Origin of the sequence: Thiomonas intermedia (genome assembly GCF_002028405.1) — a bacterium.
GTDB classification, from domain to species: domain Bacteria; phylum Pseudomonadota; class Gammaproteobacteria; order Burkholderiales; family Burkholderiaceae_C; genus Thiomonas; species Thiomonas intermedia.
The window spans coordinates 3,015,863-3,036,551 of record NZ_CP020046.1 but is presented as its reverse complement, the minus strand read 5'-3'; the positions used below and the strand labels follow the sequence as shown (position 1 = coordinate 3,036,551).

The 20,689-nt window shown below is 62.6% G+C and carries 23 protein-coding genes, 1 tRNA gene and 1 pseudogene; 7 read left to right on the top strand and 18 right to left on the bottom strand.

From position 1 onward, the window contains the following. The first annotated feature begins 80 nt into the window (after positions 1-80). Positions 81-1,064, top strand: coding sequence for a LysR family transcriptional regulator (locus BVH73_RS14185; protein WP_245800353.1), 984 nt, complete (start codon positions 81-83; stop codon positions 1,062-1,064). A gap of 587 nt (positions 1,065-1,651) precedes the next feature. On the opposite strand, the gene BVH73_RS14180 is transcribed toward BVH73_RS14185, so the two are convergent. From BVH73_RS14180 to BVH73_RS15945, 3 genes are all read right to left on the bottom strand, one after another. Continuing rightward, complete coding sequence (locus BVH73_RS14180; protein WP_154048506.1) at positions 1,652-1,987, bottom strand: hypothetical protein; 336 nt, start codon at positions 1,985-1,987, stop codon at positions 1,652-1,654. Positions 1,988-2,016: 29 nt separating this feature from the next. After that, entirely contained in the window at positions 2,017-2,973 is a 957-nt protein-coding gene (locus BVH73_RS15950; protein WP_079419714.1) for a toprim domain-containing protein, read from the bottom strand. Between the two features lie 113 nt (positions 2,974-3,086). After that, on the bottom strand, positions 3,087-3,596 hold the full coding sequence (locus tag BVH73_RS15945) for a hypothetical protein (RefSeq protein ID WP_079419712.1): 510 nt from the start codon (positions 3,594-3,596) through the stop codon (positions 3,087-3,089). A gap of 19 nt (positions 3,597-3,615) precedes the next feature. Between BVH73_RS15945 and BVH73_RS15940 the strand changes: the two genes are divergently transcribed. Then, on the top strand, positions 3,616-3,981 hold the full coding sequence (locus tag BVH73_RS15940; protein ID WP_169836780.1) for a hypothetical protein: 366 nt from the start codon (positions 3,616-3,618) through the stop codon (positions 3,979-3,981). A gap of 12 nt (positions 3,982-3,993) precedes the next feature. Here BVH73_RS15940 and BVH73_RS16175 read toward each other — a convergent pair. The 7 genes and pseudogenes from BVH73_RS16175 to BVH73_RS14135 all read right to left on the bottom strand — a co-directional run. Next, positions 3,994-4,272: pseudogene (locus tag BVH73_RS16175) on the bottom strand (relaxase/mobilization nuclease domain-containing protein); the annotation flags it as partial. A 110-nt stretch (positions 4,273-4,382) separates the two neighbouring features. After that, positions 4,383-4,778, bottom strand: coding sequence for a plasmid mobilization protein (locus BVH73_RS14160; protein WP_079419708.1), 396 nt, complete (start codon positions 4,776-4,778; stop codon positions 4,383-4,385). Between the two features lie 435 nt (positions 4,779-5,213). Next, positions 5,214-5,420 (bottom strand): helix-turn-helix domain-containing protein, encoded by a 207-nt coding sequence (locus tag BVH73_RS14155; protein WP_079419706.1) that lies wholly within the window; start codon positions 5,418-5,420, stop codon positions 5,214-5,216. A gap of 398 nt (positions 5,421-5,818) precedes the next feature. Next, positions 5,819-5,908, bottom strand: a tRNA-Ser gene (locus BVH73_RS14150). Between the two features lie 42 nt (positions 5,909-5,950). After that, entirely contained in the window at positions 5,951-7,243 is a 1,293-nt protein-coding gene (gene serS, locus BVH73_RS14145; RefSeq protein WP_079419704.1) for a serine--tRNA ligase, read from the bottom strand. 60 nt (positions 7,244-7,303) lie between these two features. After that, positions 7,304-8,266: a 4-hydroxy-3-methylbut-2-enyl diphosphate reductase gene (ispH, locus tag BVH73_RS14140; RefSeq protein WP_079419702.1), complete on the bottom strand. Its 963-nt coding sequence runs from the start codon at positions 8,264-8,266 to the stop codon at positions 7,304-7,306. A gap of 17 nt (positions 8,267-8,283) precedes the next feature. Further along, complete coding sequence (locus BVH73_RS14135) at positions 8,284-8,748, bottom strand: FKBP-type peptidyl-prolyl cis-trans isomerase (RefSeq protein ID WP_245800352.1); 465 nt, start codon at positions 8,746-8,748, stop codon at positions 8,284-8,286. Between the two features lie 68 nt (positions 8,749-8,816). Here BVH73_RS14135 and radC point away from each other — a divergent pair, with 68 nt between their 5' ends. Next, positions 8,817-9,497, top strand: a complete 681-nt coding sequence (radC, locus tag BVH73_RS14130; protein WP_079419698.1) for a RadC family protein — start codon at positions 8,817-8,819, stop codon at positions 9,495-9,497. 161 nt (positions 9,498-9,658) lie between these two features. After that, a complete protein-coding gene (locus tag BVH73_RS14125) occupies positions 9,659-10,195 on the top strand; it encodes a Smr/MutS family protein (protein ID WP_179947953.1) in 537 nt (178 codons plus the stop codon). Between the two features lie 34 nt (positions 10,196-10,229). Here BVH73_RS14125 and BVH73_RS14120 read toward each other — a convergent pair whose 3' ends face one another. The 6 genes from BVH73_RS14120 to BVH73_RS14095 all read right to left on the bottom strand — a co-directional run bounded on the left by BVH73_RS14120 (position 10,230) and on the right by BVH73_RS14095 (position 16,055). After that, positions 10,230-10,697: a group II truncated hemoglobin gene (locus BVH73_RS14120; RefSeq protein ID WP_079419694.1), complete on the bottom strand. Its 468-nt coding sequence runs from the start codon at positions 10,695-10,697 to the stop codon at positions 10,230-10,232. A gap of 124 nt (positions 10,698-10,821) precedes the next feature. Then, positions 10,822-13,293 carry an ABC transporter permease gene (locus BVH73_RS14115; protein WP_425444124.1) on the bottom strand — a complete coding sequence of 824 codons (2,472 nt, stop codon included), beginning with the start codon at positions 13,291-13,293 and terminating at the stop codon, positions 10,822-10,824. 360 nt (positions 13,294-13,653) lie between these two features. Continuing rightward, positions 13,654-14,118 carry a methyltransferase family protein gene (locus tag BVH73_RS14110; RefSeq protein ID WP_079419690.1) on the bottom strand — a complete coding sequence of 155 codons (465 nt, stop codon included), beginning with the start codon at positions 14,116-14,118 and terminating at the stop codon, positions 13,654-13,656. 61 nt (positions 14,119-14,179) lie between these two features. Continuing rightward, positions 14,180-15,010, bottom strand: a complete 831-nt coding sequence (locus BVH73_RS14105) for a class I SAM-dependent methyltransferase (protein ID WP_079419688.1) — start codon at positions 15,008-15,010, stop codon at positions 14,180-14,182. Continuing rightward, a complete protein-coding gene (locus tag BVH73_RS14100) occupies positions 15,007-15,753 on the bottom strand; it encodes a hypothetical protein (protein WP_154048504.1) in 747 nt (248 codons plus the stop codon). The genes BVH73_RS14105 and BVH73_RS14100 overlap by 4 nt, the downstream gene beginning before the upstream one ends. Then, positions 15,750-16,055, bottom strand: a complete 306-nt coding sequence (locus BVH73_RS14095; protein ID WP_079419686.1) for an SDR family oxidoreductase — start codon at positions 16,053-16,055, stop codon at positions 15,750-15,752. Before BVH73_RS14095 ends, BVH73_RS14100 begins: the two co-directional genes overlap by 4 nt. Positions 16,056-16,142: 87 nt before the next feature. On the opposite strand from BVH73_RS14095, the gene BVH73_RS14090 reads away from it, so the two are divergent. The 3 genes from BVH73_RS14090 (at position 16,143) to BVH73_RS16170 (ending at position 19,030) form a co-directional block, all read left to right on the top strand. Further along, on the top strand, positions 16,143-16,697 hold the full coding sequence (locus BVH73_RS14090) for a TetR/AcrR family transcriptional regulator (RefSeq protein ID WP_169836779.1): 555 nt from the start codon (positions 16,143-16,145) through the stop codon (positions 16,695-16,697). 749 nt (positions 16,698-17,446) lie between these two features. Next, positions 17,447-18,613, top strand: coding sequence for a tyrosine-type recombinase/integrase (locus BVH73_RS14085; protein ID WP_218919035.1), 1,167 nt, complete (start codon positions 17,447-17,449; stop codon positions 18,611-18,613). Between the two features lie 3 nt (positions 18,614-18,616). Next, positions 18,617-19,030 (top strand): helix-turn-helix transcriptional regulator, encoded by a 414-nt coding sequence (locus BVH73_RS16170; protein WP_425444123.1) that lies wholly within the window; start codon positions 18,617-18,619, stop codon positions 19,028-19,030. A 309-nt stretch (positions 19,031-19,339) separates the two neighbouring features. Here the strand turns inward: BVH73_RS16170 and BVH73_RS14075 are convergent, their stop codons facing one another. Both BVH73_RS14075 and BVH73_RS14070 read right to left on the bottom strand, forming a co-directional pair. After that, a complete protein-coding gene (locus BVH73_RS14075) occupies positions 19,340-19,969 on the bottom strand; it encodes a hypothetical protein (protein ID WP_079419678.1) in 630 nt (209 codons plus the stop codon). 69 nt (positions 19,970-20,038) lie between these two features. Next, on the bottom strand, positions 20,039-20,674 hold the full coding sequence (locus BVH73_RS14070) for a hypothetical protein (RefSeq protein WP_079419676.1): 636 nt from the start codon (positions 20,672-20,674) through the stop codon (positions 20,039-20,041). Positions 20,675-20,689: the final 15 nt, after the last annotated feature.

Below are 20,689 nucleotides of genomic sequence, written 5' to 3'. Positions count from 1 at the left end.
TGAGGCATGACCGAGAGTGATTTAGCTCCTCCAAGATTCACCCTCAAGCCCAGATGCATCCAATTTAGGCGCGTCGCGCTATGCATGAAAGACGCATTGGCGTATTTCAGATATTCTTCCTGTGCAACTCTCAGTCCCGGGAAAATACTGTGAACTATGCGGCATGGAAACTATTCATTGATGCGGCCGAATTGGGCAGTCTCAGTAAGGCGGCGATGGCTTATGGCAAGAGCCAGCCGCAGATCAGTCGCCAGATTGCCGAGCTTGAGCGCGAATGCGGCGCTAGGCTGTTTCAGCGAAACGGCAGGGGTGTTGCGCTAACCGAGGCGGGACAACGGATCGCCCCAAAGGTGCGTGCCTGGCTTGCAAGCACCGAGCAGTTGGCTAACGACCTACAAGCAACGGCTGGCAAGCCCGTCGGGACGGTGCGAATCGGAATCCTTCCGTCTGCCGCGCGTCCATTGGTGAGCACGCTGTATTACCGCCTTCAGCAGCGGTATCCGCTAGTTCAACTCTCCGTTCGTGAGGGCCAAGGCGCCCAACTTGAGACTTGGTTGGAAAACGGCAATGTTGATCTGGCCATCTTGTATCGGCACAGTCCCGTGCCCAAGAACGGCGACGTTTATTTGGCAGAGACCTCTACATACTTGGTCGGAGCACAAGGCGATCCGCTGCTGGCAAAGCCAACCGTCCATTTCGCCGCGCTAAACAATCTTCCCCTCGTCACGTTTTGTCGCCCCAATAGTTGGCGCGATCGATTGGACCAGTTAAGTGCACAGCATGGCATTTCGTTGAACATCGAAGCCGAGGCCGATTCGCTGAGCTTACAAATGCACATCGTCGCCAATGGCGGCATCTACGGCATTTTGGGCCCCTATGCGATCGACAGCGCTCCGCAAGAATGCAAACTCAAGGCTTCAAGATTAGTTGGCCCGGAAATTCCGCGATATGTTGCTCTGGCGATGTCGCGGTTAGGGGAGTTGACGCTGGCTTGCAAAGCGGTCATGCGTCTGACTGAGGAAATCGCGCACTCGGACCCGACGTTGTCGAACTCGCGCAGGTAATGACTGCGACTAGGACCCGATACGAAAACGAGCGGACTGAGTTGTCGTTGATGTCGTATTGAGGCATTTAAGGGCAATGTGCCGACTGGTGTGGGCCCCGATGCCGATTTGAGCCACATGCCAACCGGCGAGATTGAACCGTGGCAAATGAGCTGCGCGCGGCGTCAGACTCAAATTTCGACGCGTTCCAAACGGCTCACCGCAAACCCAGCGAATGGCTCAAATCGGCATCGGCGCCCACATCCGACTGAGAGCCTAACAGCAGTCCGCTCCTGCCAATGTCAGCAACCGACCGCATTGCTGACATTGCGATGAACCAACCCAAATCGCGGCAAAGGCCGAGATCCCGACCGTGGATCGAATCCCCCTACCCCGCCAACTACACCGATCGCACCAGAGCGCAACGGGTGGAGCCGTGCCGCTGCGTCGCACCCGCAAGAAACAGCCCTTTCTTTGGGGCCATTTCTCTAAACGACCCATTCTTTGGGTCCATTCTTTCGGACATGGACCATTGTTTTGGGTCGCGTCCCTTCCCGACGTGCCGTGCAGTCGAGGGTGGGAAGGGTTCGCTTCCTCTGCACCACACCTCAATCGGTGTCCGCAGTCGGTGATTGCCACATGCTCGCCCCGCGTTGTTCCACCAGCCCGATCGGCTCCCCGACAGCCGCTTGCTGAGCCGCGCTTCGGACCTCCTTCCCGCCCCGCTCGCTGCCAGGTTTGGGCGCCAGTTGCTTCTCCGCCTGCGCGATCAACCGCGAGAGCGTCGCCGACAGGGGCGCGTCGATTTCGATCTGCAATCCGGCTTGTTTGGCCGTCTGTTCCAGCGCGGTCAGGCGCTCGGCCAGGTCAGGGTCACATTGGAAGCTCAACTTCACCGGCTGTGTTGCACGGGGTTTGAGAATGCTGGGGCCTCGGGTTGTCATGGGGTTCTCCTGTTCCTTGGGGGCGTTGATCAAGCGGGCTGTTCATCGCTGCCCGCGGTGGATGACGGAGGTGCGCCGTCCGGTGTGTGCGCCCTATCGGACGCAGAGGTCTTTGTCGGTCCTGGCCGCGCCTCCAGCACCGGCGCGATGTCGCTGCTCTCAGCCTGCTGTTGATGCCACTCGGCGATGTCCTTGAATGCTGCAGGCGGATGCCACAAGCGAGTGTCGGCGGTCGGGGCGATCTCTCTGACCCGCTCGGCTTGTTGCTGGTGCTGGGCATCGGTGCGGGCCTGGATGTCGCGGTCGGCCTCGTTGTCGCAGGCGATCACGATCCGTTGGGCCTGACGCAGTAACGCATGAATGGCCGGCTGGTGAAGGAAACTGCGCACCCCGGCTCCGCCGCTGACCAGCACGGTCGGCGGAGTCTTGCCGCGGCTGCGCGCTGCGTCCTGCACGGCCAGCGCATCGACTCCGCCTTCCACAATCCAGACTGCGCTCGGGTTGCCCGGCAGGATCGGACAGAACGCCTTCACCGATCCGCGCAGATCACGTTTGACCGGTTTGGCATCGTCCTGGATGTGCCGCACGGTGGCACTGCGCGGCCGCTGCTGGTCGTCATATCCGACGAACAGCACACCGCCGGGCACATAGCGCAACATGCCGGACTGCTCGGCATGCAGGATGGTTTGTGTGCTGATGCCGCGCTCGTTGAGGTAGGCCCTCCCGTCGGCTTGTTGAAACCGTGTTGCGGTCGGCAGTTTCAGCGGCTCCGCAGGCGCGGGAGACGGCGCAGGCGCTTGGGGTTGCAGGCGGGCCGCGCCACGGCTCAGTGCGAACACGGCATCGGGGAACGACGTGCCTGGCATGATGTCCTGCACCAGGGCGATGAGGTCACCGCCCTGCTGGCCTAGGTGGTCACACCACAGCCATGTGCCGTCCGACTGCTGGGTCAAGCGATAGATTTCATCGCCTGCCGAGTCGCGCACGCTGCGATGCCGGCCCTCGGTCTGAACCGTGAACCCTTGCCCTTGTAGGTAGTCGGTCGGATCGACTTGCCGGGCATCTCGCCGAGCGCTGGCATCGACTCGGGGGCTTACTGCTACGTCTGCTGCTGCGCGCCTCGCGGCACGGGCCTGTCGGAAACGTGCATCCCAAGGAGTGTGAGGACTGCGGCCAGCAGGGCTCCCAATAGGGTCAACGCGATCGCTCGCGGCAGGGTCAGCGGCGGGGCTTGACGGATCATTTGCTGCATCTGCCGCGCGGCCTGCGCGGTCTGTACCACTGCGGCCTTGGTGTGTTTGTGCAACGTCTGCGATGCGTTCATCTGCTGCTCGATCTTGGTCAGACTGTCGATCAGTGCCTGTTGGCTCGCCTGTTGTTGCGCCTGGATCGTCCGCAGTGCCTGAGCCTGGGTCTGGGCGATGTGCTGCGTCGCCTGCTGGGTCAGGATCTCGATCACCTCGCGCTGCGCTTGCAGCGTCTGCTCGATGTTCGGCAGCAGCGGTGCCAACTGCTCGACGATCGCCTGCGGCAAGTGGTGCAGGTCCTGTGCTGCGGCTTGCAGTTGCGCGGAGCTCGGCAAGTGCTTGATGGTCTCGAGTTTGGTCATAGTGCACGATGGTTTGGAGATGGGACCACTTGTAGGCATCGCCCAATTGGCTGGCTTTGAAGCCGATGCCGTCGATTGCGAAAGAGAAGCCATTGAGCCGGCCGGTGCTGGCAATGTTTGGGATGACAGTCACACCCTGCGCTTGCAAGCTCTGCACAAACTGCAGCACGGGCTGCGGGCCGGCGGCCAGGGTGGCGTCCAGGATGCGTTGCAACTGCACGCGCGGAGGGAGCGTCCCCACCCGCTGCGCGGCCTCGATCTCGCCTTTCTTTGGAGTGCGGCGGGCGGGTCGAACGAGGCTGCCGTCCTCCTTGTAAGGGGGACCGGGGGTGATGGTGAGGTGATGGATGCGCTCCAGGCGCTGGATGGTTCGGGTGCTCCGTAGGTTCTCGTTCTGCCCGAGGTACACGGTGCCGGAGGCACTGACGCGGCAGGCGACCAGGTGCACATGCTGGCCTTCGGCGTCGTCATGTAGAACGTAGACGCGCGGGTGATCCAGGGTGAATCCCATCCGGTTCATGTAGTCGTCGCACACAACGCGCCAGATCTCCGGCCTGATCTTGTCGCCCGCGGGCAGACGCAGACTGTTGTGCCACACCGGCTTGCCGATGTCGGGACGCAGGGCGCGTACGGCAGAGAACTCGCGGGTGAGTTGACGCACGTCGGCACCGGTCATGTTGCCGCCGATGAGCACTCCAGGGCTGTCTTTGTGGTCCTGGTCGCGACCGAAGACGTAGCGCAACACCCCACCGAATCCGGTGCCGCGTTTGATGCGTTGCATGCCTTTCATGCGGTGTCCTCAAGGTCGTTGCGCGCAGTGATCAAGGCGCTGCGCAGCTCCACCAGTGCTCCCCGGATGTCGGCCAGATCGGGGAGCATTGCTCCCGACAATCGAGCGGCGTTGACGGCTGCGGCAATCTGGTTCAAGTTGGCGCCGACCCGGGCCAACTGCTGCCACTGCTCCCGCGCAATGGGGTTGGGCGGGGCCGGGGGCAGGTGGTGCAACGCGGCGGCGCGCATCCATTCGCCGCGGGCCAGACGGCCGCGCTTGGCGTCGAGCAGCGCGAGCTCAGCAGGGTTGAGGCGCACGCTGACGCAGTGCGACCGAAGGTCTGACGCGGGCAGCGGTTCGGGGCCGTGCCGACGACGGCGAGCGATCAGCGAGCGAGGGTGTTGGGGCATGGCGAGCGCAGCGAGACGTGTGCAGTTCCCCCAACAGAGCGCAGCGACGGCGGGGGCAAGGGCAACCCAAGCGAAGCGCGGGTTAGCCCTTGCTCCCAAGCCTGCTGAGCCACGCGGGCGCATAAACAGTCGGAGAGACGACGGGTGGAAGGACGCGGGTGCCAACGGGCACCCTTCGGGCAGGCAGGCGGGGGCGGAAACGGCAGGGCCAACACCCCCACACCACCCGGCCGTTCGCTGCGCTCGCGCCCGACCCCGCCCTTCGGGCGCGGTGGTCGGCCAGCGGGGGAAGGGGGCTGGGGACAGCAGGCGCGCGGGTCCCCGCTGGCGCGGTGCACCCCTGGGGGGGTCGGCCCGCTGCGCGGGCCGGGGGGGCGGTGGCGGCGCGATGCGCAGTGGCTGCACGGCGCGGGCGGGTGGCTGGCCCAACATCGCTCAGCGCCGAGCCGGACGGTCGGTGCTGGAGACGCCGACTTGCATGAAGGCGGTGATCTCGACGCTGCTGAAACGCAACGACCGGCCGATGTGTATCGGGTGCAGGTGGCCAGCGCGGCAGAGGCGGTGCAGGGTGGTACGGGAAAGCTGGGTGAGATCCTGTACGGCGCGGACGGTGAGCAGGCTGTCGTGTTGGGGTTGTGTCATCTGAGACTCCTCGGGGGATTGAGGAGGAGTGTCAGATCAGCCTCATTTACATGCAAACGGGGCTGGCGTTGACGGATTGGGGTGCATCAACGTCTGATTGGCAGTCGAAATGGGGGATTTCCTGCAAAAGGCGCGTGGCAGGGACTGGCGCGGCGAGAGCATGATCTTTGGCTATCCATCGAAAGACATCATTCGTCTATATCTATGGACAGAGCGCTGGGGGGCTTTTCCGCAGGATGAGGTGTCCTTCCGTCGGGTGCGGGCCGGCGGGCGTCATCCAGGTGTTCGGACGGGGAATGGCCCGAACGCGCATCGCCCGTCTTTGATGACAGTTTTGATGACACGCGGCCCCTGAAAAGAAAAATCCCAAGTCAAATCAATGACTTGGGATTGTGTTTTGGCGGAAAGGGAGGGATTCGAACCCTCGGTAGGCTTGCGCCTACGCCTGATTTCGAGTCAGGTACATTCGACCACTCTGCCACCTTTCCTGGGGTTTAGTTTGTGGTGATCGCAAAAAACGAAAGAGTATATCAGGCGCCTGGCAGCAGGCAGGACTGCCCGCCGACATAGGGTCGAAGCACTTCGGGGACGTCGATGCCGCCGTCTGCACGCTGGTAGTTTTCGAGAATGGCCACAAGCGTGCGGCCCACGGCCAGGCCGGAACCGTTGAGCGTGTGGGCCAGTTCCGTTTTTCCATTGTCTGCGCGGTAACGTGCTTGCATGCGACGCGCCTGGAAGGCTTCCATGTTGGAGCAGGACGAGATCTCGCGATAGGTGTTCTGCGCCGGGAGCCACACCTCGATGTCGTGGGTGCGCGCACTGCCGAATCCCATGTCTCCCGTGCAGAGCACGATCGTTCGATGGGGCAATTGCAGTCGCTGCAAAATGCTTTCGGCATGGGCCGTGAGCTTGTCCAGGGCTGCGGCCGATTCTTCCGCGCGCGTCACCCAGACGAGCTCGACTTTGTCGAACTGGTGCTGGCGAATGAGGCCGCGCACATCTCGGCCGCCCGAGCCTGCCTCTGAGCGAAAGCACGGTGTATGGGCAACGTAGCGCAGCGGCAATTGCGACGCATCGACGATCTGGTCCCGCACCAGATTGGTCAACGGCACTTCGGCCGTGGGAATGAGGTAGTGACTCTCGCCCTCACCATGCTTCACGGGGAACAGGTCTTCCTCGAATTTGGGGAGTTGGCCGGTACCGCGCAGCGCCTGCGCCGAGACGACATAAGGGACATAGGTCTCGGTGTAGCCATGTTCGGTCGTGTGGACATCGAGCATGAATTGAGCCAGCGCGCGGTGCAGTCGGGCGATCTGCCCGCGGAGCACGGCAAATCGCGAACCGGAGATCCGCGCTGCAGCTTCGAAGTCGAGGCCGAGGGCGGCACCCACGTCGACATGGTCACGGACCGGAAAATCAAAGGCACGCGGCGCGCCCCATCGGCGCAATTCGACGTTCTGGGTTTCGTCGCGACCAACGGGCACGTCGGCTGCGGGCAGATTGGGGACGGCCATGAGTAGTTCGAGCAATTCGCCCTGGAGCGCGTCCAGTCGACTCGCGTCGGTCTCCAGCGTGATCTTGATCTGGCCGACCTCGTCCATGACGGCGGTGACATCCCCCCCTTTCGCCTTGGCCTGGCCGATCTGCTTGGACAATTGGTTGCGCCGGGCCTGCAGATCTTCGGTGCGCTTTTGCAGGGTCTTGCGCTCGGATTCGAGCGTTTCGAATCGGGCAACGTCGAGGTAAGGCTGGGGCGACGTCCGGGTTTCGAGCCGCGCGACGACATTCGACAGATCTTTACGCAATAGGGTGATGTCAAGCATGATGTCCGGGGGATCAAGAATAGGGAGGCCACCGGGTTGCGATGGCCGGGCAAGCTGGGGTCAGGTCTCGGCCTTGACCAGAAGTCCACGTGGCAAAGGAAATTGCACCGACTCGGTCACGCCGTCGAGTTGGCGAACAGCCACCGCGCCGAATCCCTTGAGTCTGGCAATGACCTGTTCGACCAGGGCTTCCGGGGCCGATGCGCCCGCGGTCAGGCCGATCTGGCGAGCACCCTGCAGCCATTCTGCCCGCACGTCGTCGGCGCTATCGACCATGTAGGCGGGCCTGCCCATGCGCAGGGCGACCTCGCGCAGCCGGTTGGAATTTGAGCTGGTGGGGCTGCCCACCACGATGACGACATCGACCTGCGGCGAGAGCACCTTGACGGCGTCCTGCCGGTTCTGCGTGGCGTAACAGATGTCTTGTTTTTTCGGTTCACGCACCTGGGGAAACCGCGCACGCAAGGTGGCCACGATCTCGGCCGCGTCATCCACGGAGAGCGTCGTCTGCGTGACATAGGCCAGAGGCGCGCCAGAGGCGATGGCCAGCCGCCCCACGTCATCGACGGTCTGCACCAGATGGATGCCATCGGCCTGCCCCATCGTGCCTTCGACTTCGGGATGGCCAGCATGCCCAATCATCACAATCTCCAGCCCCTCGCGCCGCATCTTGGCCACTTCGACATGCACCTTGGTCACCAGCGGGCAAGTGGCATCGAACACCTGCAGCCCCAGCGCCTGGGCCTGCGCACGAACCGCCTGGGAGACCCCATGGGCGGAGAACACGACCGTGCCCCCTTGAGGAACATCCTCCAGGGCCTCGACAAAGACCGCCCCCTTGGTTTTCAGGTCATTGACCACATAGGTGTTGTGCACGATTTCATGGCGCACGTAGATGGGCGCGCCAAAACGCGTCAAGGCGTGTTCGACGATGTCGATGGCCCGGTCCACGCCGGCGCAGAATCCGCGTGGATTGGCCAGCAAAACCTCGGGAACGGCAACTGAATCGGTGTGATGCGACATAGATGGCTCTCGCGGCCTCAAAGCACGGCCAGGATCTGGACCTCGAAGGTCGTGGGGCAATCCGCCAGGGGATGGTTGAAATCGAGCAGCACCGCATCGCCCTCGACATCGATCTCGCGCACCAGTGCGGTCAGCAGACCCACTTCGCCATCGGCACGGATGGGCAGGCGAAGGCGCATCACATCTCCAAGCTGCGGCTCAGGACCGGGATACTCCCGCGCACGATCCACGCCCTCGCTGGACACCCAGCGCAACAAGCCCGGAATGCGCGCACCGAAGGCTGCGCCTGGAGGCAGATCGAACGTGCGGTGCGCGTCCTCGTCGAGCCCGACGAGCAGGGCTTCGAGCGCTGGGCTGAGTTGCCCCTGACCGAGTGTCAAGGTAGCGGGCGTGCCGCCAAAGGTGTTGACCGCATCCACACCGCCTGGGTCACTGAGGCGGTAATGCAGCGTGAGATAGGAATCGGGTTGAACGCAGGGCACGATGATGGGCGGGCAGGCAAAATAGCGCGCTGACGCGACGTAAACCCGCATTTTAGGTGGAACCCCGAATGGCCACGCGTATCGCCGATCTCCCTGCTGACGCCCGCCCCCGCGAAAAATTGCTGGCTCGCGGCCCGCATGCCCTCGCGGATGCTGAACTGGTCGCCATCGTGCTGCGAACCGGGGTGCGCGGACAAAGCGCGATCGATCTTGCCGCCGCCCTGCTCGATCGCTTCGGCGGCCTTCACGGCCTGCTCAGCGCGCCCGCCGATCAGCTGCGCAAGGTCAAGGGTCTGGGGGCCGCCAAGTATGCCGAAATCGCCGCCGTCCTGGAGTTGGCCCGGCGTACGTTGAGTGAGCAGATGGCCCAGCAACCGCTGCTCGACTCACCGGCTGCCGTGAGAGACTACCTGCGGCTCTGGCTGGGCTCTCAGCCCATGGAGATCTTTGCCGCGCTGTTTCTCGACAGTCAGCACCAACTGATCGCCGCCGAGGAACTCTCCCGCGGCACGCTGGCCTACACCAGCGTCTATCCCCGCGAAGTCGTGAAAGCCGCTTTGCGCAGGAACGCGGGCGCGCTGATCCTGGCGCACAACCACCCCAGCGGCGTGGCCGAGCCGTCTGCGGCGGACCGCACGTTGACGCAAACCCTGAAATCCGCGCTGGCCCTGGTCGACGTGCGTGTGCTCGATCATATGGTGGTCACCCGACACACCGTGGTCTCGTTTGCTGAACGGGGCCTGTTGTGAAAGCCGCCCGCCCCGCATCGGGCGCGCAGGGCCTGGACTCGTTGAGGGACTTGCGCAAACGGCTGCGCGAACCGCATCAGCCGCAAGCGCCGGCCCCACCATCGGCCTCGACCGCCGTAGTGGCACGACCAGAAGCCGTGCCCACTCCCGCGGACCGCGCGATGTTCCGTTCGGCCGCCGCTGGGGCGCGGCCCCTGGCCCAACCTACGCCCCCCTTGCCGCCTGGTTTGCTGCCGCGCCCGCCTCGCGCCATTCCCCGCCAATCGCTGCTTGACGAACAGGCCGTTCTCACCGAAGCCATGTCCGACGAGCTCGACCTGGATCACCTGCTGGAAACCGATGACACGCTGTCGTGGCGTCGTTCAGGCGTCGGCTCGGACACCTTGCGCAAGCTGCGGCGCGGTCACTGGACCATTCAGAGTGAAATCGATCTGCACGGCCTGCGGCGTGACGAGGCGCGCGAGGCGCTGGGGCGTTTCTTGCGATCAGCCTTGCAGCGCGAATGGCGCTGCGTACGGGTGATTCACGGCAAAGGCTTGAGTTCGCCGCTGCGTGAACCCGTCCTCAAACACAAAGTGCGAAGCTGGCTGATGCAACGCGATGAGGTCATGGCCTATGTGCAGGCCCGCCCCAGCGATGGCGGCGCCGGGGCGCTTGTGCTGTTGCTGCGCTCGGCACGCCGCACCGAGCGCGGCTGACCGTCACCGACAGAACAGTAAGGCAGAAGCGCCCTCAGGCATGCACCACATTGCCAGCGGGCATGTTGTCGGATTCGGCCTTGTTGCGCATCCAGTCCGCGGTGCCGGCGAAGGCCTCGTGCAGTTTGCGGCGCAGCGCCAAGTCGAGCACCACGTCGTTCAGGGTCTGCACCATGCAGGCCATCCAGTCGTCTCGTTCCTTGGTGCCGATGGCGTACGGAAAATGCCGCATGCGCAGCCGAGGATGGCCAAAACGCGCCGAATACAGATCGGGCCCGCCCAGCCAGCCGCTGAGGAAGAGGTAGAGCTTGTCGCGCGTTTGCTCGGAGTGCGTGGGATGCATGGCGCGCAGATCGGCGAATCTGGGTTCAAGCTCCATCAGGTCGTAAAAGTGATCGACCAGCCTGCGCACCCCTTCTTCGCCGCCAAGACGTTGAAAAGGTGTATCGGCCAGTTTTTCAGATGCGGCGGAATCGGGCGTGATGACGATGGTTTCTGACATGGGAACAGGCGACCTCTGGCGGCGGAATCAGGAAAAACAGCCGCGATTATGAGAGATGCGCCTCGGCAAAACTTGCCCCAAATCAATCTGCGATGGAATTGGGCTTCTCAGCTTCACGGCTCTCTCAGCTCAACGCGCGCAGGCTCTGCCCAGGCGCTCTGCGCAACACATCGCGCAGGCTCCACCAACCCGCCAACATCGCCAATAGCGCGGCGGCCAGCATGGCCGCGGGCCACAGCAACCAAGGCGGCTGCCACGGGAAACGAAACACCCAATGCGCCAGTGCCGCACTGATGCCCGCAGCCCCTGCCGCGCCCAACAAACCTGCGAGGGCTCCCACCCACACCATCTCGACCAAGGCCATGCGCCGCAGCAGCTGTGACGAGGCCCCCAGCGCACGCCACACCGCCATCTCCCGTACCCGATCCTGCCGCGACAGCGCCAGCGAGGCGGCAAGGACGGCCAAACCGGCCGCCAGGGCAAACAGAAAGAGGAACTGGACGGCGGTGATGACCTGCTCGATCAGATGGCGCAAATGCGCCAGCAAACTGCCCACATCAACGACGGTGAGGTTGGGGAACTGCCGTACCAACTGATCATCCATGCGTTGCGCATCGCCGGGCGCGCGGTAGGCCGCAAGGTAAGTCACCGGTTGGTCTTTGAGCATGGACTGCGGCAGAAGCACGAAGAAATTGGCGTGCATCGAACTCCAATCCACATGCCGCACGCTGGTGATGGGCGCTGTCACCCGCTGCCCGGCAATATCGAACGTCAGACTGTCTCCGAGCTTGAACCCCAGGGTCGTCGCAATGCCCTGCTCCACCGACAAGCCCTTGGCGTGAGGCCCAGCCGTGTCGAGCCAGTTACCGGCGACCAGCGTGTTGGCCTTGGGCAGGATGGTGCTGGACGAGAGGTTGAACTCCCGATCCACCAGTTCGCGTGCGCGCGTGTTGCCGTAGTCGCGTCCGAACACGGGGCGGCCATTGATGGCCACCAGGCGGCCGCGCAACATCGGATACCAATCCTCCTGCGCCACGCCATCACGACGCAAAGCCGCCCGAAAAGAGGGCGCCTGCTCCGGCTGGATGTTGATGACAAAACGATCGGGCGCATTCGGTGGAATGGACGCTCGCCAGGCATCGATCAGACTCGTACGCATCAACACCAGCAACATCAGCGCGAGCAGGCCGAGGCTCAAGGCGGTGATCTGGATCACCGCCCCCCACGGTCTCGTCGACAACTGCCGAGCTGCCATGTGCAATAGCCCCCCCGTCGTCTGAGCCGAAGTACCGCGGCCGCGAACCCAACGCTTCAGGCCCCGCAACATCAGCCAGGCCACGACAGCAAAGCCTGTGGTCAGTCCGATAAAACCCCCGGCTGCAATGAGACCCAGGCGCAGATCCCCGGCCTGCAACCACAACAAAACGCCAAAAGCCGCAACGCCCGCCAACACCGTGATCGCCGGTGCGGACTGCAGACGCCCCAGATCGCGACGCAGCACCGCCATGGGTGCCACGCGCGCCAGCTGCAAAATCGATGGCAGCCCGAACGCCAACAGCAACACCATGCCGGTCCCTGCAGCAAAGAGTGCCGGAGTCCAGCCCGGCGCAGGCAATTCGCGCACCTGGACTGCAATCAGCCCATGCAGCAGGCCAATCATCGCGGTCTGCGCCAGAAGCCCCAGCAGAACGCCCATGACGACGGCGAAACCACCCAACCAGAGAAACTCACCCGCATGACGGCGTAACAAGACGCCCTGGCGCATGCCTAGCGCCTTGAGGACCGCACAGGACTGCAGACGCCGGCGGGCAAAATCCCGAGCAGACTGAGCCACCGCCACAGCAGCCATCAGCGCCGTGATCAGCGCGACCAGATGCAGAAAATCGGAGGCTCGCTTAAGCGTCTGCTCCTGGGCCGGGCCGCTGTCCGCCACCGTTTCCACGCGCATGCCGCGGGCCTTCGTCAGCCTGATCCGTGACTCGGCCCAGCCGCCGAAAGCCGAAGCCGCCTGAGCAGACCCAGATACCGCGAGTCGATAAGTCACCCGACTGGCCGGCTGGATGAGGCCGGTCGATGGCAGGTCAAGCTGATTCATCATCACTCGCGGCGCAAAATTGATGAAACCCGCCCCCGTATCGGGCTCCCGCACCAGTACGTCTGAGATGCGGAGACGGGCATTGCCCAACTGCAACAGATCGCCAACCTTGAGCCCTAGCGCACCGAGCACGCCGGCATTCACCCAGACCGTCCCCGCCGTGGGCGGCCCCGCGCGGGACATTTCAGGCGCCTGCAATCCTTGTCGCAGCACGACCTGTGCGATCAGCGGGTAATGCGAGCCAACGGCCTTGACCGATACCAGACGGGTGCGATCACCGGTCACGTCCAGCGCCATGCTCGGAAAGACCGCCGTCTGCATGTGTCGCAGGCCCCGCGCCTCGGCCTGCCGCAAATAGAGAGGATCGAGCGGATGGTCACTCACGATCACCACATCACCACCGATCAACTGCGCCGCATCGCGAACCAATGCTCCATGCAGCCGCTGTGCCACGAAGCCCACCGCTGACAACGCCGCGACGGCCAGAACCAGCGAGAACATCAAGAGACGCAGTTCGCCGCTGCGCCAATCACGCCAAAACTGCCGCAAGGAGTCCATAGGAAAGATGGGAAAAACGCGAAGGCCGATAGGGTGAACGAAGCCGCATTGTCCCTGTCGCGCGAGATCTCCGCAGAGGGATGGATTTGCACACGCGCATCCACCCCCGCAGCGAAACGCCAGACAACAAAAAAGCCCTTGAACATCAAGGGCTTTGACCTACAGAATGTGTTGGCGGAGTGACAGCATTCAATCTGTCACTTCTTTCGGCAAACCCAGGTCGCGCCAGCGCGCCCCGCCAGGGAAAGTGCGGCGCAGACAGACGAGCTATCTGAATCAGCAAAACTGCTGACGACCGCACAGCTACAGCCAGCGGCGGACTTTGGCCTCATACCGGGTGAAGTCCGCACCGAACTTCGCGCGAAGTGCACGCTCCTCCGGAATGATCTGCAGCACCGTGATGTAAAGGACAAAAGCGATTGGAAAGGGCAGTGCCCACCAAGCGCGCAGAAACAGCGCCCAACTCAGCAGCAAGCCCGCGAGCCCCAGGTACATTGGGTTCCGCGCGTAGCGATAGATGCCACCGGTAACCAAGGTCGAGGCGGCTGCCGGATTCGTCGGATCGATCGTCGTCGCCGACCGCCTGAAGCCCAGCACGCCCGCACCAGCCACCCCAATGGCAAGGATGGCCAGCAAGGTTGGCAAGGCCCAGCGCTCTGGTTGGGGCAGAACAAACAGCGGCGACCACCGCGCAGCACCCCACATCAAGAGGGCCGTTGCCACCATCACCAGCGGCGGTGGCACGCGCGCTTCAAGCCTATCGATCATGCTGGGAACACGTTGAAGTCTTATTGCGTCTGAGTCACCGGCGCCGGTGACTCGCCCGTTCTCATGATGCCCGCCGTGCATGAACCGACATCGCCACACGCACACGGCCCTCGCGCAAGTTGCGCGCGAGGTTCGCGAGCATCATCTGCATGCGTGGGCCCATCACCGCCGCCAAAGTCGGCCCTTGGGTCGCGGCGGGCTGGCTAAACCCGCTCAATGCAAGCGCAGTGACGTCTTCCCACTGAAGCAGATCGAAGCCCGCCCGGTCCAGTGCTGCTGAAGTCTCGGCATGCGTCAGCAAGTGGCTGGCGTCAGGATCCGAGGCCCACGGAACAGGGAACTCGATGGCGGGCTTGTGGTCTGCCCACACCACGTCGTAGCAAGCCAGACGACCGCCGGGCTTCAGCACACGATGGAACTCGGCGTAAGCCCGCTCACGGTCTAGCACGTTCATCAGTACATGTTGCGTCCACACCAGGTCGAATCGACCGTCTTCCATGGGCAGATCGCAGACATCCCCGACGACGTACTTCAGCAAACCTGCCGCCTCGCTGCGCAGGGCCAGACGGTGTGCAAGCTCGACAAAGGCAGGCGTCAGGTCAACGCCCACCACCTGGCAGCCATGGGTTTCAGCCAGATAGCGCGAAGGCCCGCCCAAGCCAGAGCCAGCATCCATCACCTGCGTCTGGGGCGTTGGCGCCAGACAACGAGCAAGTTCGGCAGTGGCCACCAGGCCACCGATGTGGAATTGATCCAGAGCCGCAAGTTGTGCCCCCGAGAATGCTCCCCCGTCCAACTCATCGAGCAGGCGACCGATGCGCTGGACCAACGCTGCGGCGCCGTCGGCAGGCTGGTAGTGCGCGATCACGAGGTCTCGAATAGCGGCGCTCATGGAACTCCTCCGGACTTTGGCGCCGGTCGGGCGGCGACCTCAGGCGTTGTGGACGGTGCCGAGGACGCAGGCCGTGGCATCAAGAGATGCCGAATGCTCAGCACGTGCAACAAGGCAGCCAACGGTGCAAAGAACCCCGCGATGAAGGTGTAGGGGAAGGTGCCGATCGCCAGATTGGGCAGTTCCGAGTGGATCAAGTTCAGCGGGCCCGGCGCCGTCAGTGCTGACCGAGCAACGATGTTCGCCAACGACAGCAGACCCAGCGCGTTCCATCCAAGCGCCAGGCGGCGGCCGAAAGGCCCGCGTCCGGCGATCCAGGCGGCGAACGGTGCGGTGAGCCCAATGAAGATGTCGATATTCCCGCCCTCGTAGGTCATGAGCCGGGGCACGAGGCTCTCGACCCACAGCCGGTGCAGGCCTAGTTCCACCGCCACCCGAAAGACCTGCGCGCCCATCAGCAGACCCAAAGGCAGGATGGCAGCGACTTTCCCACCGCGCGCAGAACGCACCCCGAACATGGCGATGAACAGAACGGCGGGCACCACCACGAAGAAGATACCGGGCGGGCGCAGCGTAGGGTCGGCAACAATGCCGGTCGAGCTCAACGCACCGACATAGAGGAGCCACAGCGGCAGGCCTACTGTGACGACCAAGCCTGCTGACGACGGCAGATATCGACGCGCCGTCATCACGACCGCGCCGGCCATCAGCAGGGTGCCCATGATGAAGAACGCGGCCATCATGGCTGCCCGACGAAACTCACACGGGCCATCTCGCGCCAGGCCAGCAGATGTGGGCCGGTGGGCCTGAATCGCTTGCCAGCTTGGTCCCCGGGCTGCTTCAACAGCGCCACCACGACGCGGGCGATGCCTTCGTCGGCCACGGGGGCGCTGGCGCTGTCACCAGTCAGCACCGGATAGAAGTACAGCAGTGACGCGCAATCGAACACCCGAAGGACGTTGTCGGCGAACATGCCCGGGTTGACGATGAGGTTTGGACGGCTCACGATGGCTTCCTTCAAGAACTGCAGGTCATCGATGGGCACGACGCTCTGCGTTTAGATGATGTCTGACATCTAGATGATGATGGGTAAAATCTAAATTGTCAATATTGTGTGTGAAGGTGCATGTTCATGAGAGTCACTCGGCAGGAGATGGATGCCAGCCATGACCGCATCCTGGATGGCGCAGCGCGCCTGTTTCGGGAACGCGGCCTACGCGACACCAGCGTGGCAGATGCGATGAAGGCGGCCGGCATGACGCACGGCGGCTTCTACCGGCACTTCTCGAACAAAGACGACCTGGTGGTCGAGTCCCTGCGTGTGGCCTTCGACGAATTCGCAAGGCCACTGGAGTTGCGGCCGGACACCGAACCCCCCAGTCAGGTGGCTGCCGATTTCAAGACGCTCTACCTGTCCGACGAGCATGTGGCCAACCCCGGTCTAGGCTGCCCGATGCCCGCGCTGGGCAGCGACTTGGCAAGAGAGTCCGAGCAGATCAAGACGGAATTTTCAGCCGGGTTGCGCCGGGTGATCGATGCACTGGCAAGGTGTAAGGACGGCTCCGAACCGCAACGGCGGGCCGCGGCAGCGCGTGAAGTGGCCATGCTCGTCGGCGCTGTGGTTCTCGCGCGTGCCAGCAAGGGCGAGGTCTCGCGTTTGCTACTGGACGCCTGCCGCAATGAGTGACGGCCGCCGCCTACCCAACGGCTGCTTTCTCATGCACAGTTTGTCGGTGTGCGAACCGCTGTGGGTCACCCTGGCCGACTGTGTGGCTCTGCGTGCGCCGCTCGGTGGAGGTCAGGAGATTGACCCGCGACCAGATCGACGAAGACGGGGTCCTCTGGCGAGCAAGAAGCGGCTAGGCGGAGAAGATCGGACCGATCGAGTGGAGCCCGGAACTGCGCGCGACAATTGACGAGGCGCTTGCCGTCAAACGGCAGACCTTCCACTGTTGCCACTCTTGCCCGGTTGATAGGAGAGTGTGCGCAAGGAGGCCCAGCGTCGCGGCCTGGCTTTCACCCGGTTTGCCTGCAGGACTGCCGCCCCAAGGGCGTCAGCGACAAGTGCAACACGGCGACGGCGACGTGATCGACGCCCCGCTGCACAGCAACGAACGCATGGTGGGGCAGGTCTATGATCGCCGCCGGGTGCGGGTGGCCAAGCCCGTGCGATGAAGCTCATATTCCAAAGTTTGGAATATGAAATGAAAAACGGGCTAGCAAAAACTCGCTAACCCGTTGATTTATTGGCGGAGTGGACGTCCCCCAACCCACCGTCCACATCAATCCACTGCTGTTGAAATAACACGTTATTTTTCAATCACTTGTCAACTCTCTTCGTCCACTGAGATCCGCTGCAGATTCCCCGAATCCATGCTTCTGGGTAAGATTCTGAGTCAGATCTGACTGCTCGGCGGAGGATGCATGGCAACGACTTTGGGCAAGCTGACGGCCCGCCAGGTGCAGACCCTGGGCGAGGGGTTTCATTCTGATGGGGGCAATCTGTATTTGCGGGTGAAGGGCAATACCCGGGCCTGGGTGTTTCGCATCAAGGATCGGGGTCGCGTGCGGGAGATCGGCCTGGGCGGCGTGTCGGTCCGGGGCTTGAAGGACGCGCGGTTGCTAGCCGAAGCGATGCGCAAACTGGCCGCCGACGGCATTGATCCGGCATCGGCCCTGAAGGCGCGAGCAGTCCCTGCCGCCAAGAGCTTCGAAGTCTGTGCCCAGGAGTTGATTGCCCACAAGGAGGCAGGTTGGCGTAACCCCAAGCATGCGCAACAGTGGGCGAACACCTTACGGGACTATGTGTATCCCAGTATCGGGCGGAAGGCACCGAGCGAGGTGACGGTGGACGATGTGGAAGCCATTCTGCGTCCGATCTGGACCACCAAGACGGAAACAGCCACGCGGGTCCGGCAACGGATCGAAGCGGTGTTGGACTATGCGGCGGTCAAGGGTCTGTGCGACAGCGGGCGCAACCCAGCGCGGTGGAAAGGCTTGTTGGACAAGGTGTTTTCCGCGCCGCGCAAGGTCACTCCGCAAGAGCATCATGCGGCGGCGGGCTTCACGGATGTGCCGCGCATCATGGCGGCTCTCGCATCCAAGACCCATGTATCGGTGATGGTGCTGCGGTTCACGATTTTGACGGCCTGCCGGTCGATGGAGGTACGCGGGGCGACCTGGGCGGAGATGGATCTGCAGGAGAAGATGTGGGTCATTCCGGCGCAGCGGATGAAGGCGAGCAAGGAGCACCGTGTGCCGTTGTCCGATGCGGCCGTGGAGATCTTGCACTGCATGGTGCAGCTCCAGCAGGCCGATCAGCCGCTGGTGTTTCCAGGTGCGCGGGGCGGGCTTTTGAGCGACGTGGCGGTCAACAAAACGCTTCATGCCGTGGCACCAGGGGTCACGGTGCATGGCTTTCGGAGTGCGTTCCGGACGTGGTGTGAGGAAGAAACGAGCTATCCGCGCAGCGTGACGGAGGCCGCCCTCGCGCATGTGAATGCGGACAAGGTGGAGGCGGCGTATCAACGGTCGGATCTGTATGCCAAGCGCAAGAGGCTGATGCAGGACTGGGCGGACTTTTGTCGCTCGGGCGCAACTTGACGGATGCGTCGCGTTGCGGTGCGGTTGGCAGGCACCTTCAACGGGACTGGCGACATGGGCGGAAACGGACGGATTGCAGGACTCCGCCACGTACATCGATCGCTTGCATGTAAAGCGGATGTGCGAAGAATGAGAGGCGGTTTCTTCAAACACATCTCCTTGATGCACAGGACCGCCATGCCTTCCACATCCACGAACACTCCCCTGCCAATCGACCCGCTGCTCGGCCTGCAACAGATCATTGGCAGCGCTGACCGCCCGGGGCTCATCGCCATCAGCCGCAGTAGCTTTTATGAATTGGTCCAGAGCGGCATCATCCCGAGACCGATCAAGATTGGGACTCGAAGTCTTTGGCGCCACTCGGATATTCAGCGGGCAATTGAGCGACTGTCGGGCTCACGGGCGGATGCGTCCTGATCCGCAGCATGCCGTTTTCCCGAACAACCAAGCACAAGCGTCGATCTCGGTGGCCGGTTGTCGGCCTGAGCGGCCTCTCGCTCGATTCGGCTTAGAGGCCGGTCACGGCCCCGTTGCTGCCGTTGCGCTTTGAAAAAAGCTGTCGTCCAACGTGGAGTTGGGGCGCCGGCGCGGCTTTTCGCGCAGGTCGCCTCGAACGCAGGGTTAGCGTAGTAATCGTGCTGGGGCCACAAATCGCCCGAAAGTCACTCAAAAACTTCATTGTTAATTAACTACTTAGCGTGAGTGACTTGAGAGGGGCCAACGGTTTCACGGAGCACCGTCCTTGAGCTTCTGCCGAATGACATTGTGCGTTTGCTCAACGTGCTCGTAGAACGGGCCCAGCTTATCTTCGCCGTGTTCAAGCCGCTTCAGAACCTCCACAGGAAGGGCTTTGTCGATCCACCTATTCCAGACCTCGACAAACTCAAGAAGGTCGCCATAGAACGCTCGTGTTTCCGGCTCGGCCAGCCAATAACATTCACGGAAGAGTTCCACCATCTTTCGGTAAGCCGGCAATAGCTCTTCGTGAAGTTTGTTATTGTCATACTCAATGATGCGCGTGAATTCAGGGCCTCGCTCGTTGGTGATGCGAAGGCGGGCTTCAATGCTCAGGTTCTCAGATTCTTTGCAAAGTTGCACCCACGCAGCATTCGCCTCGTTTTGCACGCGCGAACGAAAGGCACCATGCGTTTTGATCTCGTTTCGGAGGCCAAGCATAGGCGAATAGAACGTACTCAGTTGCTTCTCCAGAAACGCTAGCTTGTGTTGCTTCCGCTCTCGCCCCGAGGTCAGCAATGCACCGATCACGACGCCAGCGAGTGCCGAAATGGCAGGAATGGCGATGGACGCAACCCATCGCACCAACTCGAACGATTGCTCAGGAGCGGGTAGGCACATGTTGGCCCCTAACGTGGAAGTCACCGGCGCTGCGCGCCTTTATCGCACAGCGTCCGGTGGGCCGCAGGGTTATGCCTCTGCGCGTCGTTCAATGTGGATTGCCTCGGCTTCATACGACGAAAAACGGTGTACCGTTTCAACATGGATTGTGCGCCCTGACATAACTACAAACTCAATTTCGCCGCCTATGCCTACCCTCTCGGCTATCGGCTGGAGGCAATCTTGGCGCTGCTGCTCCAAGATGATGTCAATGAGAAATTCGGGGAAGCGAATGTCGTCGTTTGGCGTAACCGAGACAACGGGCTTGTACCCAAGAGCATACTGAAGCCTGTCGGAACGAAAGCTGTGTTCTGAGCGATAGGCGTAGCCGGCATACCGTTGTTCTCTGGTTGAGTAGCCGAAGTGGTAGATCGTGGCAGTAAGTCCGCTCAAACCGCCTTCGGCACTGACCGATGCGCGAAAAACTCTCGGAGCTTCTTCATTCAGGTCGTCAATCGTCGCTCCGCGGAGATTGGACTGAAGATGCTGAAACCAGCCATTGATGAAACCCGCGTGACCTGTGCCCGCGACAACCAAATCGGACTCTGAAAAAGACAAGAACTTGCGTTGAAAAGCCATGGGCATTCTGTCGTCTGCACCGACTACTAGGGTGTCCATGGCTATACAAACTTGCTCAGGCTGGAGGGCGAAGACGAGGGCAGTCATTGGGGCAACTTAAGA